Source organism: Micromonospora chokoriensis, from assembly GCF_000718555.1.
Classification (GTDB): Bacteria; Actinomycetota; Actinomycetes; order Mycobacteriales; family Micromonosporaceae; genus Micromonospora; species Micromonospora chokoriensis_B.
In genome coordinates, this window is the sequence record NZ_JOAN01000011.1 from 14,447 (window position 1) to 27,550 (window position 13,104).

The window sequence follows — 13,104 nt, forward strand, 5'->3', positions numbered from 1 at the left end:
AGCCCGGGGTTGTGCGCTAACGCAAGTCTTCCTTAGATCGCGGTTAACGACCGCGTTGGATCGGCCGTGGGCTGACAGGATCAGAGCACGAACCCACCAGTTCCACCGGCCGAGCGCACCACGCACCCACGGCCGGTGGAGCCGCGCGCGCGGCGGGAGTCTCAGGTCCCCCCACACCCACGCTCCCGCCGCGCGCCCTGCTCACCGACCAGCTCAGCCGGCGCTGGCGAGGTACGCGTCGATCTCGTCGCTGATCCGCTGCTTGCCGGCGGGGTCGAGGAAGGACGCGGTCACCGCGTTGCGGGCCAGCCCGGCCAGACCCTCGGCGCCGACGCCGAGCAGGCGGGCCGCCACCGCGTACTCGTCGTTGAGGGTGGTGCCGAACATCGGCGGGTCGTCGGAGTTGATGGTGACCAGCAGCCCGGCCTCGACGAGCCGGCGCAGCGGGTGCTCGTCGAGGCTCGCCACCGCCCGGGTCCGGACGTTCGACGTCGGGCAGACCTCCAGCGCGATCTGCCGCTCGGCCAGGTACGCGAGCAGCGCCGGGTCCTGCGCGGCGGAGATGCCGTGCCCGATCCGCTCGGCGCCCAACTCGTTGAGCGCGTCCCAGATGGTCTGCGGCCCGGTGGTCTCCCCGGCGTGCGGCACCGAGCGCAGCCCGGCCGCGCGGGCCTGGTCGAAGTAGGGCCGGAACTGCGGTCGGGGTACGCCGATCTCCGGGCCGCCCAGACCGAAACTGACCAGCCCGTCCGGGCGCTCGTCAAGCGCGATGCGCAGCGTCTCCTCGGCTGCCGGCAGGCCGGCCTCGCCGGGGATGTCGAAGCACCAGCGCAGCTCGATCCCGAAGTCGGCCAGGGCTCGCTTGCGGGCGTCCTCGATCGCCTCGCAGAACGCCGGCGCCGGGATGCCCCGTCGGACGTGCGAGTACGGGGTGATGGTCAGCTCCGCGTACCGGACCTGTTGGCGGGCCAGCTCCCGGGCCACCTCGTGAGTGAGGATCCAGACGTCCTCCGGGTCGCGGATGAGGTCCACGACGCTCAGGTAGACCTCGATGAAGTGCGCGAAGTCGCGGAACTCGAAGTAGCTGGCGAGCGCGTCCGGGTCGGCCGGCACGGGGCTGCGTCCCTCGTGGCGGGCGGCCAACTCGGCGACGATCCGGGGCGAGGCGGAGCCGACGTGGTGCACGTGCAGCTCCACCTTGGGCAGGCCGGCGATGAAGGTGGGCAGGTCGGTCACGGGTTCTCCTGGGCATGGTCGCCGGTGCGGGCGACGACGAAGACGCGGCGGAACGGGAAGTACACCTGACCCTGCCGCACCGGGTACGCCGCGGTGAGCCGTACGCCCAGCTCGGCCCGGAAGGCGGACCAGCCGGCGGCGTCCAGCGCGGCCCGGACCGGGCGCAGCGCGGTGCCCTCCATCCAGGCCAGAACCGGGTGCTCGGCGGCGGGTCGAGCCGGCAGCAGGTGCACGTAGGTAGTCTCCCAGGCGTCCACCGCGCAGCCGGCGGCGGTCAGCAGCGCCGCGTAGTCGGCCGGGTCGTCGACCGGGTCCGTGCGTAGCAGCGGGGCGATGTCGGCCCGCCAGGTCGGCCGGCTGGCGACCTCCCGCAGGGCACGGTGCGATCCGGCGTCGAAGTTGCCGGGGACCTGCATGGCGAGCCACGCCCCGGCGGGCAGCTCGACGGCCCAGCGGCGCAGCAACTCCTGGTGGCCGGGGACCCACTGGAGTGCCGCGTTGCTGAGCACCACGTCCTCGTCGCCGGCCGGACGCCAGTCGCGCAGGTCGGCGACCGCGAAGTCGACAGGTACGCCGAGAGCCTCGGCGCGGTCGATCATCTCCGGTGACGAGTCGAGGCCGAGCACCCTGCTCGTCGGCCAGCGCTCGGCGAGGACGGCGGTGAGCTGGCCGGGGCCGCAGCCGAGGTCGACGACCGTCCGGGGCCGCTCGGCCGGGATCCGTGCGACGAGGTCGTAGAACGGCCGGGATCGCTCGTCGCCGAAGCGCAGGTAGGTCGTCGGGTCCCACATGACCGCCTCCTAAACCGTACGTCCGTACTGCTTACGGTACGACTCACGTGGCAGGGTGGCAACCGCATCACTAGGCTCGGGGCATGGAACAGCGCAGCTTCAACCGGCTCGGCCGGACCGTTGGCGCGGTTGGCCTGGGCGCCTGGCAACTCGGCGCCGACTGGGGCACCGTCAGTGAGGACGACGCGATGGCGGTGCTCGCCGCCGCCGTGGACGCCGGGGTCACCTTCCTCGACACCGCCGACGTGTACGGCGACGGCCGCAGCGAGCAGCTGATCGGCCGCTTCCTCCGCACCCGCCCCGACGCCGGGCTGACCGTCGCCACCAAGATGGGCCGCCGCGTCGAGCAGCGGCCGGAGGCGTACACCCTGGCCAACTTCCGGCAGTGGACCGACCGCTCCCGGGCCAACCTGGGCATGGACACCCTCGACCTGGTCCAGCTGCACTGCCCGCCCACCGCGGTCTTCTCCTCCGACGAGGTCTTCGACGGCCTGGACACCCTCGTCGCCGAGAAGGCCATCGCCGGGTACGGGGTCAGCGTCGAGACCTGCGACCAGGCCCTCACCGCGATCGCCCGACCGGGGGTGGCGAGCGTTCAGATCATCCTCAACGCGGTCCGCCACAAGCCCCTGGAGCGCGTCCTGCCGGCTGCGGCGGCAGCCGGCGTCGGCATCATCGCCCGAGTTCCGCTCGCCAGCGGCCTGCTCTCCGGCCGCTACGACGAGCACACCGAGTTCCCCGCCGACGACCACCGCAACTACAACCGGCACGGGGCGGCCTTCGACGTCGGGGAGACGTTCTCCGGAGTCGACTTCGATCGAGGTCTGGCCGCCGTACGCCGGCTGGCCCCGCTTGTCGACGCGGACCGCACGATGGCGCAGTTCGCGCTGCGCTGGGTCTTGGACCAGGCGGGCGTCACCGTGGTCATCCCCGGTGCCCGCGACGCTGACCAGGCCCGACGCAACGCCGCCGCGGCGGCGCTGTCCCCGCTCACCGACGAGCAGTTGGCAGCCGTACGCGAAACCTACGACGAGCTGATCCGCCCGCAGGTGCACGACCGGTGGTGACGGCGCGATGAGGGGCTGGCTTGCGCTCACCGTCGGCCTGCTGGCCGTGGTGATCGGTGCGGTGTGGACGGTCCAGGGCCTCGGCTACGTCAGCGGCAGCGTGATGACCGACGAGAAGATCTGGGCGGTGCTCGGCCCGCTGGTGGCGCTGGCCGGGCTGGTGGTGCTCTGGCTCGGCCTGCGCTCGCGCCGACGCTGAGCGGTCGCTCCAGTGGGGAGCCACAGCACGTGAAGAGCCCCGCACCCCTTCCGGGGATGCGGGGCTCTCACAACGAGCCTGGGCTGAATCGTCCCACTGGCCGGCGGGGGCCGGCCAGCTCACTCAGATGGGACGAACCTGCTCAGCCTGCGGGCCCTTCTGACCCTGCGCGATCTCGAACTCCACCCGCTGGTTCTCCTCCAGCGAGCGGTAGCCGCTGGTCTGGATGGCCGAGAAGTGGACGAACACGTCAGCACCCCCACCATCGACGGTGATGAAGCCGAAGCCCTTGTCAGCGTTGAACCACTTCACGGTTCCCTGAGCCATGTGTATCTCCCTCTAAAAACTGGCGGCCGTGCACGCCGTCCGGCCGATTGGCCGTTTTTGAGCAGCGGCGCCTGAGGCGGCCCCACGAAGGAGACTTCTCTCAACCCACGCCATCTCGCAACAGCGGGGACCAGCAAATCACGTACGCAAAAAGTCTGTCACGACCTCTCCGACGAATTTCTCCGACATGTGACCTGACGGATGCCTCAGTTGCGCTGGGCGGCGTCCGAAGCCATGCGAAAGCCCCCTTCCCATCGATGCGGGAAGGGGGCTGAAGTCGCTGACTGGTCAGTCCGGCCAGCTGCCGGTCATCCGGCGGACGCCCACCGCGCCGCCCCGGTCCACGGCGGCCCGGACGACCGCGAAGATGGCGCCCTGCAACGCCGCGGCGGCCAGGATCTCGCCCCAGCCGCGATCCTCGTCGGTCGCGTTGGGCGCCTCACCGTCGCCCGCGGTGACCTTCCAGACCTGCCGGAAGATCGCCCCAGCCACCGCGCCTGCGGCGATACCCATCAACACGCCGACCGGCCGGTACGCGACCCTGCCGATGCTCTTGCTCACCTACGCCTCCCCCGCACGATCATCAGCACCACCACGGTGGCCACCGCACCGGCGGCGATGGCCGCCCACGGCACCGGGTTGCGTCGTACCAACTCGCCCTTGTCGTACGCCTGCGCCCGCGCCACCCCGGCGTGCCCACGGACCCGGGAGGCGGTCTGCGCGGCCTGATCGCGCAGCCGTTCCTTAGCCTGCGCGGCGGACTCCTTCAGACGCGCCTTGACGTCGGCCTTGGCGGCCAACGCCTCCATCGTCTCGCCCAACTCGACCCGGGTGCGACGGATCTCCTCGCGGAGGGCCTCCGTGTCGCCGGTCCCGTTGCCGGTCATCGCCGCCCCCTGTCCTTCACCGCGGCGGTGACGGTGTCCATGTCTGCCCGGAGGCTGCGGACCGTGGCCGCCGGCATCGGCGGGACAGCACGGCTGACCTGTTTCTTGCCCACCAGGGCGAGGATGCCGGCCACCAGGAAACAGGCCACCGCCACGATCAGCGCCGCGGCCCAGGCGGGCAACACCAGATCGAGCAACAGGATCGCCGTGGCGACCAGCGCACCCACGCCGAAGAACGCGAGCGCGCCACCGCCGCCGAACAGGCCGATTCCGATGCCCGCGTGCTTACCCTTCTGGGTCAACTCCGCTCGGGCCAGCGTCAGTTCGTCCCGCACGAGGCGGGAAATCTGCTCGGTGGCCCGCTGCACCAACTCGGCGGTGGAGGGCTCGCTCCCGTTCTGGGATGTGCGGGCTTTCGCCACGTCAGCCATGCTGTCCTCCTTTCGTCATCACCGCGCTGTATGCCCGGAGTCGCCGCTCGTCAATCCTAAAGCGCGCCGAGCCGCTCACCGTCCCCGTTGTCGGGACGCCGCGCCGCCGATACGCGGCCAGCCGCCGCGTGCACGCCAGAGACGTCCGGCAGCAGATCCCCCACCCAAGCCCGACCAAACCTCGCAACCGGCCGCCTCTCCCCGGCTCCGCAGCGGTGATCACGAGGTTGCCCATGATCCTCGGGGCCTGCCGGGCAAGATCGCACTCGATCCTGGTTGTAGTGGCCTCGACGGGGAGGGAGGCCGCTACAACCAGGAAGTTGCACGATCTTGCAGCGGCGGCGCGGGCGAAGCGGCGGGGCAGCGCGGCGCGGGGGCGGGGGGTCAGGGGGTCAGGGGCGGGATTCTTCGGGGCCTACGAAGGCTTCGCTGCGGGCGTCGCCGTCGTCGCTGCCGCCGAAGACACGGGCGTCGTCGGGCGCCTCAGTGTCGGAGAGGCGGCGGGCCGGCCTCCTCGGCTGCACCCACTGCCAGGACAGGTCGCTGGTGGCGTCGCCCAGCTCGGTACGCACCCGGGGCATCGCGGTCGGGCGGTTGTCCCGGATCCAGGCGACCAGGTGCTCCCGGACGAGGCAGCGCAGGTCCCACAGACTGCCCGCGTCGGCGGCGCTGACCAAGCCGCGCATCCGTACCACCCCGCCAGTGGCGTCGGTGACCTGCAGGACGCAGACCCGCCCGTCCCACAGCTCGGTGCCTTCGACCAGCCGGCGCAGCTCCTCGCGCATGGTCTGCACCGGCACCGCCCAGTCCACGTCGAACTCGGCGGTGCCGAGCACTGCCGCCTCGGTGCGGGTCCAGTTCTGGAAGGGCTTGCTGGTGAAGTACGAGGTGGGCAGGATCAACCTGCGGTCGTCCCAGATCTGCACCACGACGTAGCTGAGGGTCAGCTCCTCGATCCGACCCCACTCCCCCTCGACGACGACCACGTCGTCGAGCCGGACGGCGTCGCTGAAGGCGAGTTGGAGGCCGGCGAAGACGTTGCCGAGCAGGCTCTGCGCGGCGAGCGCGGCCACCACACCGACCACACCGGCCGAGGTCAGCACACCGGCGCCGATGCCCCGCACGCTGGGGAAGGTCATCAGCATCACGCCGACGGTCAGGATGACGATCACCGCGATGGTCAGTCGGCGCAGCATCACCACCTGGGTCCGGACGCGGCGGGCGTGCCGGTTGTCCGGTACGTCGACCCGGAACCGGGCCAGCGCGGTGTCCTCCACGACGACCAGCAGGGAGGCGACCAGCCAGGCGGTGGTGGCGATGACGGCGAGGATGAGCAGGTGCAGCAGCAGCCGTCGCCAGCTCTCGCCGACCGCGTACCCGGTGCTGAAACGGGCGGCGAACTGCACGGCGAGGACCGTCCCGGCGACCTGGAACGGGCGGTGCGCGTGGTCGGTCAGCTCGGTCAGCAGCAGTGAGCGGCGGCCGAACCGGCGGGTCAGCCGGTGGACGACCTCGACCAGGAACAGGGCGACCGCCGCCGCGACGAGCGCGGCGACGGCCGTTTCGAGATAGTTCTGCACGGCTTCGATGCTCCCCTTCGACCAGGCGTCGGGCACTTCGGGCAAAAGCCCAAGAGTGCCCGACGGCCCGCGTTTCGACCAGTCAGACCTTGCGGTACCGGGACTGAAGGAAGCAGTAGATGCCGAAGGCGGCGATGCCCAGGGCGACCAGGGTCAGCAGGAACATGCCGTACGACTGCTCGCGCAGGGCGTGCAGCGCGGCATCCAGACCTCGGGCCTTCTCCGGGTCGTAGTTCACGGCGGCCACGATGACCAGCAGACCGGCGATGCCGTACGCGACGCCCTTGGCCACGTAGCCGGCGATGCCGAGGCGGCGGGCGAGCTGGCGGGTCTTCGGGCTCATCTCGCCGGTCTTCAGGTGCTTCTCGAACTTCTTGCGGGCGCCGTAGATGACCAGGCCGACGCCGATCGCGGCGAGCACGAGCCCGGCCAGGCCGACCAGCCAGCGACCGCCGCTGGAGGTCATCAGCTTGCCGGTCAACGCCTCCTGCTGGTCGGCGCTGTTGGACGAGGCGTCGCTGAAGACCTTGAAGGCGGTCCAGGCGAAGTAGAGGTAGACGATGGTCCGGCCGGCCGAGGCGAGCCGTTCCATGACCCGCTCCTTGCCCCGCTCGGCGCGGTGCCCGCCCGCCGCCTCCAGCGCCTGCCAGAGCGCCATCGCGAGCAGGCCGATCCCGACGGCGATGACCAGGAACTTACCGAGGGGCTGTGCGGAGAGGGTACGCAGCGCGCCGGACTGGTCGCCGTCGTCGGACGACGTGCCGAACGCGATCTGCAACGCCAACCAGGCGAAGAGGAGGTGGACGATGCCGTAGCCGATGAAGCCGGCCCGGGCGAGGAGTTCCAGCCACCGGCTGTCCGCCGTTCGGGAGGCGGTGGCTTCGGCGCTACGGGTGAGTGACATGGCGTCACAATCTCCGATTCTGAAGATTCCCAAACGTCGGCCACCGCCGCCCGCCCAGCTCAGCTGCCCGGGTTACGCGATACGCGAATCTTGACCTGCTGGTCGGTCACGCTGTCCAGGGTGACCGCGAAGCCTCCGGCCTCGGCGGCCTGCTGGCCCACGGTGAGGCTGAGCTGCTCACCGGCGACCTCGACGGTGACCTGGTCACCCTCGGCGCCGACCAGCTTGGCCTCGACGCCCAGGATGGTGGCGCTCGCGTCGACACCCCGCTCGAAGGTGACAGTGCAGGCGTCCAGCCCGCAGTCGGTGGAGGCGCCCTGGGAGCTGCACCCGGCGAGCACGGCGAGGCCGAGCGCCAGACCGGCGAAGAGACCGGCGGCGCGACGGACGGGGGGAATGGGCATGGTGGCGGGTCGGTTCGTCACCTAGCCAAGAGTACGAGACATCCGCGACGGCACCGCCGAACGGTGATCACCCGGTGGCTGAGCAGGGCCGCAGGAGCACCAGCTAGGGTCCGGGACATGCCGTTCGACATCGCCCGCACCCGGGCCGCGTACCCCGCCCTGACCGAGGGATTCGTCCACTTCGACGGTGCCGGGGGCACCCAGACCGCAGCGGGTGTGATCGACGCGGTCACCGACGCCATGCGGACTGCCGTCGGTAACCGCAGCGCCGCCAACGTCGCGGGACGCCGGTCGTTGGAGATGGTGGCCGAGGCCCGCTCGGCGGTGGCCGATCTGCTCGGCGCCGACCCGGCCGGAGTGGTGCTGGGCCCGAGCGCGACCGCGCTGACGTACACCCTGGCTCGCACGCTCGGCGCGACCTGGCGCCCGGGTGACGAGGTGGTGGTGTCCCGGCTCGACCACGACTCGAACGTGCGACCGTGGGTGCAGGCCGCCGAGGCGGCCGGCGCGACGGTGCGCTGGGCCGAGGTCGACCGGCACACCGGTGAGCTGCCCGCGGCCCAGTACGCGGACCTGGTCGGTGAGCGGACCCGCCTGGTCGCGGTGACCGCCGGCAGCAACGCCATCGGCACCATGCCGGACGTGCCGGCGATCGCCAAGACCGCCCACGCCGTCGGCGCGCTTGTCTACGTCGACGGGGTGCACGCGGTTCCCCACGGGCCGACCGACCTGGCCTCGCTCGGTGCCGACGTGCTGGTCACCAGCGCGTACAAGTGGTCCGGGCCGCACCTGGCGGCGATGGTGGCCGACCCGGCCCGGTGGGCGGCGCTGCGCCCGGCGAAGCTGGTGCCGTCCTCCGACGCGGTGCCGGACCGGTTCGAGTACGGCACGCCGAGCTTCCCGCTGCTGGCCGGCGTGGCCGCCGCGGTGGATCACCTGGCCGGGCTGGACCCGGACGCGGTCGGGGACCGGCGGGCGCGGCTGCGGGCCGGGCTGGCCGCCGCCCAGGCGCACGAGGAGGCGCTGCTGGAACGGCTGCTCGCCGGGTTCGCGCAGCGGCCCGCGATCACCGTCTACGGCTCGCCGGCCCGGCGTTGCCCGACGGTGTCGTTCCGGGTCGCCGGGATGTCGCCGGCGGCCACCCAGGAGGCGTTGGGCGCCGCCGGGTTCTGCCTCTCCGTCGGCGACTACTACGCCTACGAGTACTTCCAGCTGATGGGGCTGCGCGACAGCGGCGGCGCGGTGCGGGCCAGCATCTACCACTACAACACGGCCGACGAGGTGGACCGGTTGCTCGCCGAACTCGACGCGCTGGCCGATGCCCCGGGGACAATGGCCGGATGAGCACCCTGGTCGAGGACAACCCGGCGAAGCACCGCTTCGAGATCCTGGTCGACGACGCGCTGGCCGGCTTCACCGCGTACCTGCCGCGCGGGGAGGTCCTGGTCTTCACCCACACCGAGGTGGACCGGGGCTTCCAGGGCAAGGGGGTGGGCAGCGCGCTGGTCCGGGGCACCCTGGACGAGCTCCGCGCGCGCGGCACGACCGTGGTGCCGCAGTGCCCCTTCATGGCCGCGTTCATCGACAAGCACCCCGAGTACGCCGACCTGGTCGCCGACCTCCCGTAGGGCGGGACTGTCAGCGGGCGCCGGTGAGCACCTCGGCGGCGGCCCGTCCACTGGCCCGGGTGGCGCTGTGGGTGGCCAGGTGCACCGCCCCGGTGACCAGCTCGGGCACGCCCAACTCGACCACGACCGCGTCCGGCCGGGCGGTCAACGCGCGGTGTACGGCGGCGCGCATCCAGTCGTGCCGGTGCAGGTCACGGACCACCAGGACGAGCGGACGGGTGCCCGCCCCGGCGCCGGGGTCTTCCGGCACGTCCGGTTCGGCGTAGCGGACCGTGCTGGTGCCGGGCAGCAGCTCGCCCAGTGGCCCGCCGATGCCCCACGGGGTCTCCGCGCCGATGGCGATGTTGCGCAGCGGCTCGAACTCGACGACGTGTGCCGCACGGGTCAGCGGCAACGCGACCGTCGCGGTCGATGCGGCGGTGACCCGGACGGCTCGGCGGGCGGCGACCAGCCCGACGTCGGCGGCACCGCGCGCTGCGGCCGAGCCGGCGGTGCGGGCGGCCACCGTCCAGGCGGCGAGTTGACCGACGCGCTTGGCGGCTTCGGCGAGACGTTCCTCGGGCAGCTCACCGGAGACGACGGCGGCCACGATGGCGTCGCGCAGCTCGCGGGCGTCCTGCTCGCCGGCCCGCTCGCCGCCGATGCAGATCGCGTCGGCCCCGGCGGCGAGGGCGCGGACCGTCGCCCCGGCGAAGCCGTATTGGTCGGTGACCGCGCGCATCTCCACCGCGTCGGTCACCACCACGCCGGAGAAGCCCATCTCGTCGCGGAGCAACCCACTCAGGATGCGCTGGCTCAGCGTCGCGGGCAGGTACGGGTCGAGCGCGGGGACCAGCAGGTGGCCGGTCATCACCGCCTGCACCCCGGCGGCCACGGCGGCCCGGAACGGGGCCAGCTCGCAGGCGTCCAGCCGATCCCGGTCGGCGGTGATCCGGGGCAGGTCGTGGTGTGAGTCGACGCGGGTGTCGCCGTGCCCGGGGAAGTGTTTGGCGCAGGCCGCGACGCCGCCGGCCTGCAGGCCGCGGACCCAGGCGGCGGTGTGCCGCGCGACAAGCGCCGGGTCGGCGCCGAACGAGCGGACGCCGATCACCGGGTTCGCCGGGTTGGAGTTGACGTCGGCGTCCGGGGCGTAGTTGAGGGTGACCCCCGCCGCGGCCAGCTCGGCGCCGAGGTCCCGGGCGACGGCCTCGGTCAGCTCGGTGTCGTCGACCGCGCCGAGGGCGAAGTTGCCGGGCCGGGAGCTGCCGTGCACCGACTCCAGCCGGGTGACGTCGCCGGCCTCCTCGTCGATCGCCACGATGACGTCCGGCCGCTCCGCGCGCAGCGTCGCGGTGAGCGCTGCCACCTGCTCGGTGTCGACGACGTTGCGGGCGAAGAGCACCACGGAACCGAGACCCTCCCCGAGCCAGCGGCACACCCACAGCGGTGGGGTGGTGCCGACGAAGCCGGGTTGCAGGACGGCAGCGGCGAGCGACGGGAGGTGCCCGGTGGTCGTGGTCACTCCGCCCCCTCGCAGTGGTCGCTGTCGATCACCGGCGACGGTGCGCCCCCGTTGACCCGCTGGTTGCGCTCGCTCATGCGGCCCCCGTACCCCATCTCTCGCGCGCCTTCGGCGCACCGCCACCGGCAGGCGGTCATGCCATGGTCACACCGCGCCATTCAATAGTCAATAAACCTTACAGTTGCCGGACGGCCCGCTCTGCGGGGAGAGTGCGGGGATGGACCCCGCCCTCCTGGCCGACGCGACGAGCCCGGCCGACATCCCCGGCGTACGCCTGCTCGGCCTGGTGGTCGGCGCCCTGCTGCTGCTCGCCGCGATCCGGGCGATGTTCGGTCGACGCTGAGCGCCGGCCATCGACGAGCCGGTCATCGAGACCATGGCGGGTGCTCTGCCCATGATCGTCCGAATGCGTTTCGGCGGTCATGGGCTCGGGTACCTCCGGCCCTCGATGAAACTGTCCACGCACTCGATGACGTTGCGCCGCGCGGCCCGCAGCCTTTTCGGCTGGAAGGCGCTGCGGCCCAACCAACTGGCCGCCATGCGCGCCGTGATGAAGCGACGCGACGCCCTGGTGGTGTTGCCCACCGGAGCCGGCAAGTCGGCGATCTACCAGATCCCGGCCAGCCTGATCCCCGGCCCCACCGTGGTGATCTCCCCGCTGCTGGCCCTGCAGCAGGACCAGATCGCCTCCCTCAACGAGCGGCAACGCCCGGAGCTGCGGGCGGTGCGGATCAGCTCGAACGAGTCGCCCACCCAGCAGGCCGAGGCGATCACCGAGATTCGCGAGGGCCGGGCGGAGTTCCTCTTCATCACCCCGGAACAGCTCAGCAACCCCGAGCGGATGGCCGAGGTCGCCGCGCTCAAGCCGGCGCTGGTGGCGATCGACGAGGCGCACTGCATCTCGGCGTGGGGGCACGACTTCCGCCCCGACTACCTGGCGCTCGGGCACCTCATCGACGGCCTCGGCCGGCCGCCGGTGGTCGCGTTGACCGCCACCGCCTCCCCTCCGGTACGCGACGACATCATCGCCCGGCTGCGGCTACGCGAACCGGAGGTGGTGGTCTCCGGGCTGGACCGACCGAACCTGTTCGTCGAGGTCGCGCACTGCCCCACCGAGGACTACCGGTGGCGGCGCCTGATCGCGCTGCTGCGCGACGACGTGCGGCCCGGGATCATCTACGTGCCGACCCGTCGCGCCGCCGAGGAGTTGACCACCCGGTTGACCGACGCCGGCTTCCCGGCGCAGTTCTACCACGGAGGGATGGCCGCCGGCGCGCGCGCCGAACTGCACGAGGCGTTCCTCGCCGACCAGGTGCCCATCATGGTGGCGACCTCGGCGTTCGGGATGGGCATCGACAAGCCGAACATCGCCTGGGTGGTGCACATGGCGCTGCCCGACTCGCCGGACAGCTACTTCCAGGAGATCGGCCGGGCCGGGCGCGACGGGCAACCGGCCCGGGTGCTGCTGCTCTGGCAGGCCGAGGACGTGGGCCTGCAACGGTTCTTCAGCGGCGGCCTGCCCGACGTCGACGAGCTGCGCGACCTGGCCGCGCTGCTGCGCCGCAAACCAGCCACCAAGACCGAGCTGCGCGAGGCCAGCGGCCTCGGGCCGCGCAAGCTGGGCCAGTATCTCTCCCTACTGGAGCAGGTCGGCGCGGCCGAGCCGCGCGCCCGGCAGCGCATCGGCGCTCCCCGCTACTCTCCCACCCCGGCCGACGCCGCGGCGGCGGCGCTGGCCGAGGCGGAGCGCCAGCAGACCGTGACCCGATCCCGCACCGACATGATGCGGGCCTTCGCCGAGACCAGGGCCTGCCGGGGGCAGACCCTGCTGGCCTACTTCGGTGAGCAGATGACGCACGTCTGCGGCCACTGCGACAACTGCCACAACGGCACCAGCGTGGCTGATCAGGGTGCGGTCGGGCCGTTCCCGGTGCACAGCCAGGTGCGTCACCCGGAGTGGGGGCCCGGCCTGGTGCTCTCCTACGAGGAGGACAAGATGACGGTTCTCTTCGATGAGGTCGGGTACAAGACGTTGTCGGTGCGCGTGGTGTCCGAACAGGGCCTGCTGACCCTGGACTAGCCTGACCCGGGCGCAGACGTGGGGCCCGGTGGATCGAGACCAAGCAGAGCAGGGCGGAAGGGGCATTGC

Annotated in this window: 16 protein-coding genes; 6 read left to right on the top strand and 10 right to left on the bottom strand. The window is 72.1% G+C overall.

What is annotated here, in order from left to right; genetic code table 11:
• Positions 1-213 precede the first annotated feature (213 nt).
• Complete coding sequence (locus IF46_RS0115810; RefSeq protein ID WP_030489110.1) at positions 214-1,236, bottom strand: adenosine deaminase; 1,023 nt, start codon at positions 1,234-1,236, stop codon at positions 214-216.
• A complete protein-coding gene (locus tag IF46_RS0115815; protein ID WP_030489111.1) occupies positions 1,233-2,027 on the bottom strand; it encodes a trans-aconitate 2-methyltransferase in 795 nt (264 codons plus the stop codon). The genes IF46_RS0115810 and IF46_RS0115815 overlap by 4 nt, the downstream gene beginning before the upstream one ends.
• 83 nt (positions 2,028-2,110) lie before the next feature.
• Between IF46_RS0115815 and IF46_RS0115820 the strand changes: the two genes are divergently transcribed.
• Together IF46_RS0115820 and IF46_RS0115825 are read left to right on the top strand one after the other, a co-directional pair.
• Entirely contained in the window at positions 2,111-3,094 is a 984-nt protein-coding gene (locus tag IF46_RS0115820) for an aldo/keto reductase (protein ID WP_030489112.1), read from the top strand.
• Positions 3,095-3,101: 7 nt separating this feature from the next.
• On the top strand, positions 3,102-3,293 hold the full coding sequence (locus tag IF46_RS0115825) for a hypothetical protein (protein WP_030489113.1): 192 nt from the start codon (positions 3,102-3,104) through the stop codon (positions 3,291-3,293).
• Positions 3,294-3,416: 123 nt separating this feature from the next.
• Here IF46_RS0115825 and IF46_RS0115830 read toward each other — a convergent pair whose 3' ends face one another.
• The 7 genes from IF46_RS0115830 to IF46_RS0115860 form a co-directional block, all read right to left on the bottom strand.
• Positions 3,417-3,620 carry a cold-shock protein gene (locus tag IF46_RS0115830; RefSeq protein WP_030338233.1) on the bottom strand — a complete coding sequence of 68 codons (204 nt, stop codon included), beginning with the start codon at positions 3,618-3,620 and terminating at the stop codon, positions 3,417-3,419.
• Positions 3,621-3,908: 288 nt separating this feature from the next.
• A complete protein-coding gene (locus IF46_RS0115835) occupies positions 3,909-4,181 on the bottom strand; it encodes a DUF4235 domain-containing protein (RefSeq protein ID WP_030338235.1) in 273 nt (90 codons plus the stop codon).
• On the bottom strand, positions 4,178-4,507 hold the full coding sequence (locus tag IF46_RS0115840; RefSeq protein WP_030489114.1) for a DUF3618 domain-containing protein: 330 nt from the start codon (positions 4,505-4,507) through the stop codon (positions 4,178-4,180). The genes IF46_RS0115835 and IF46_RS0115840 overlap by 4 nt, the downstream gene beginning before the upstream one ends.
• Positions 4,504-4,938, bottom strand: coding sequence for a phage holin family protein (locus tag IF46_RS0115845; protein WP_030489115.1), 435 nt, complete (start codon positions 4,936-4,938; stop codon positions 4,504-4,506). Before IF46_RS0115845 ends, IF46_RS0115840 begins: the two co-directional genes overlap by 4 nt.
• Positions 4,939-5,330: 392 nt before the next feature.
• Positions 5,331-6,518 carry a mechanosensitive ion channel family protein gene (locus IF46_RS0115850; RefSeq protein ID WP_030489116.1) on the bottom strand — a complete coding sequence of 396 codons (1,188 nt, stop codon included), beginning with the start codon at positions 6,516-6,518 and terminating at the stop codon, positions 5,331-5,333.
• An 82-nt stretch (positions 6,519-6,600) separates the two neighbouring features.
• Positions 6,601-7,422, bottom strand: coding sequence for a DUF1206 domain-containing protein (locus tag IF46_RS0115855; RefSeq protein WP_030489117.1), 822 nt, complete (start codon positions 7,420-7,422; stop codon positions 6,601-6,603).
• A 59-nt stretch (positions 7,423-7,481) separates the two neighbouring features.
• Positions 7,482-7,847, bottom strand: coding sequence for a hypothetical protein (locus tag IF46_RS0115860; protein ID WP_030489118.1), 366 nt, complete (start codon positions 7,845-7,847; stop codon positions 7,482-7,484).
• 96 nt (positions 7,848-7,943) lie between these two features.
• On the opposite strand from IF46_RS0115860, the gene IF46_RS0115865 reads away from it, so the two are divergent.
• Both IF46_RS0115865 and IF46_RS0115870 read left to right on the top strand, forming a co-directional pair.
• Entirely contained in the window at positions 7,944-9,170 is a 1,227-nt protein-coding gene (locus tag IF46_RS0115865) for a cysteine desulfurase-like protein (protein ID WP_030489119.1), read from the top strand.
• Positions 9,167-9,454 (top strand): GNAT family N-acetyltransferase, encoded by a 288-nt coding sequence (locus IF46_RS0115870; protein WP_030489120.1) that lies wholly within the window; start codon positions 9,167-9,169, stop codon positions 9,452-9,454. Before IF46_RS0115865 ends, IF46_RS0115870 begins: the two co-directional genes overlap by 4 nt.
• Before the next feature lie 10 nt (positions 9,455-9,464).
• Here the strand turns inward: IF46_RS0115870 and IF46_RS0115875 are convergent, their stop codons facing one another.
• Entirely contained in the window at positions 9,465-10,955 is a 1,491-nt protein-coding gene (locus tag IF46_RS0115875) for a glycoside hydrolase family 3 protein (protein ID WP_030489121.1), read from the bottom strand.
• 217 nt (positions 10,956-11,172) lie between these two features.
• Between IF46_RS0115875 and IF46_RS35520 the strand changes: the two genes are divergently transcribed.
• Positions 11,173-11,298, top strand: a complete 126-nt coding sequence (locus IF46_RS35520; RefSeq protein WP_255421242.1) for a hypothetical protein — start codon at positions 11,173-11,175, stop codon at positions 11,296-11,298.
• 105 nt (positions 11,299-11,403) lie between these two features.
• On the top strand, positions 11,404-13,035 hold the full coding sequence (locus IF46_RS0115890; RefSeq protein ID WP_030489122.1) for a RecQ family ATP-dependent DNA helicase: 1,632 nt from the start codon (positions 11,404-11,406) through the stop codon (positions 13,033-13,035).
• The last annotated feature ends 69 nt before the right edge of the window (positions 13,036-13,104 follow it).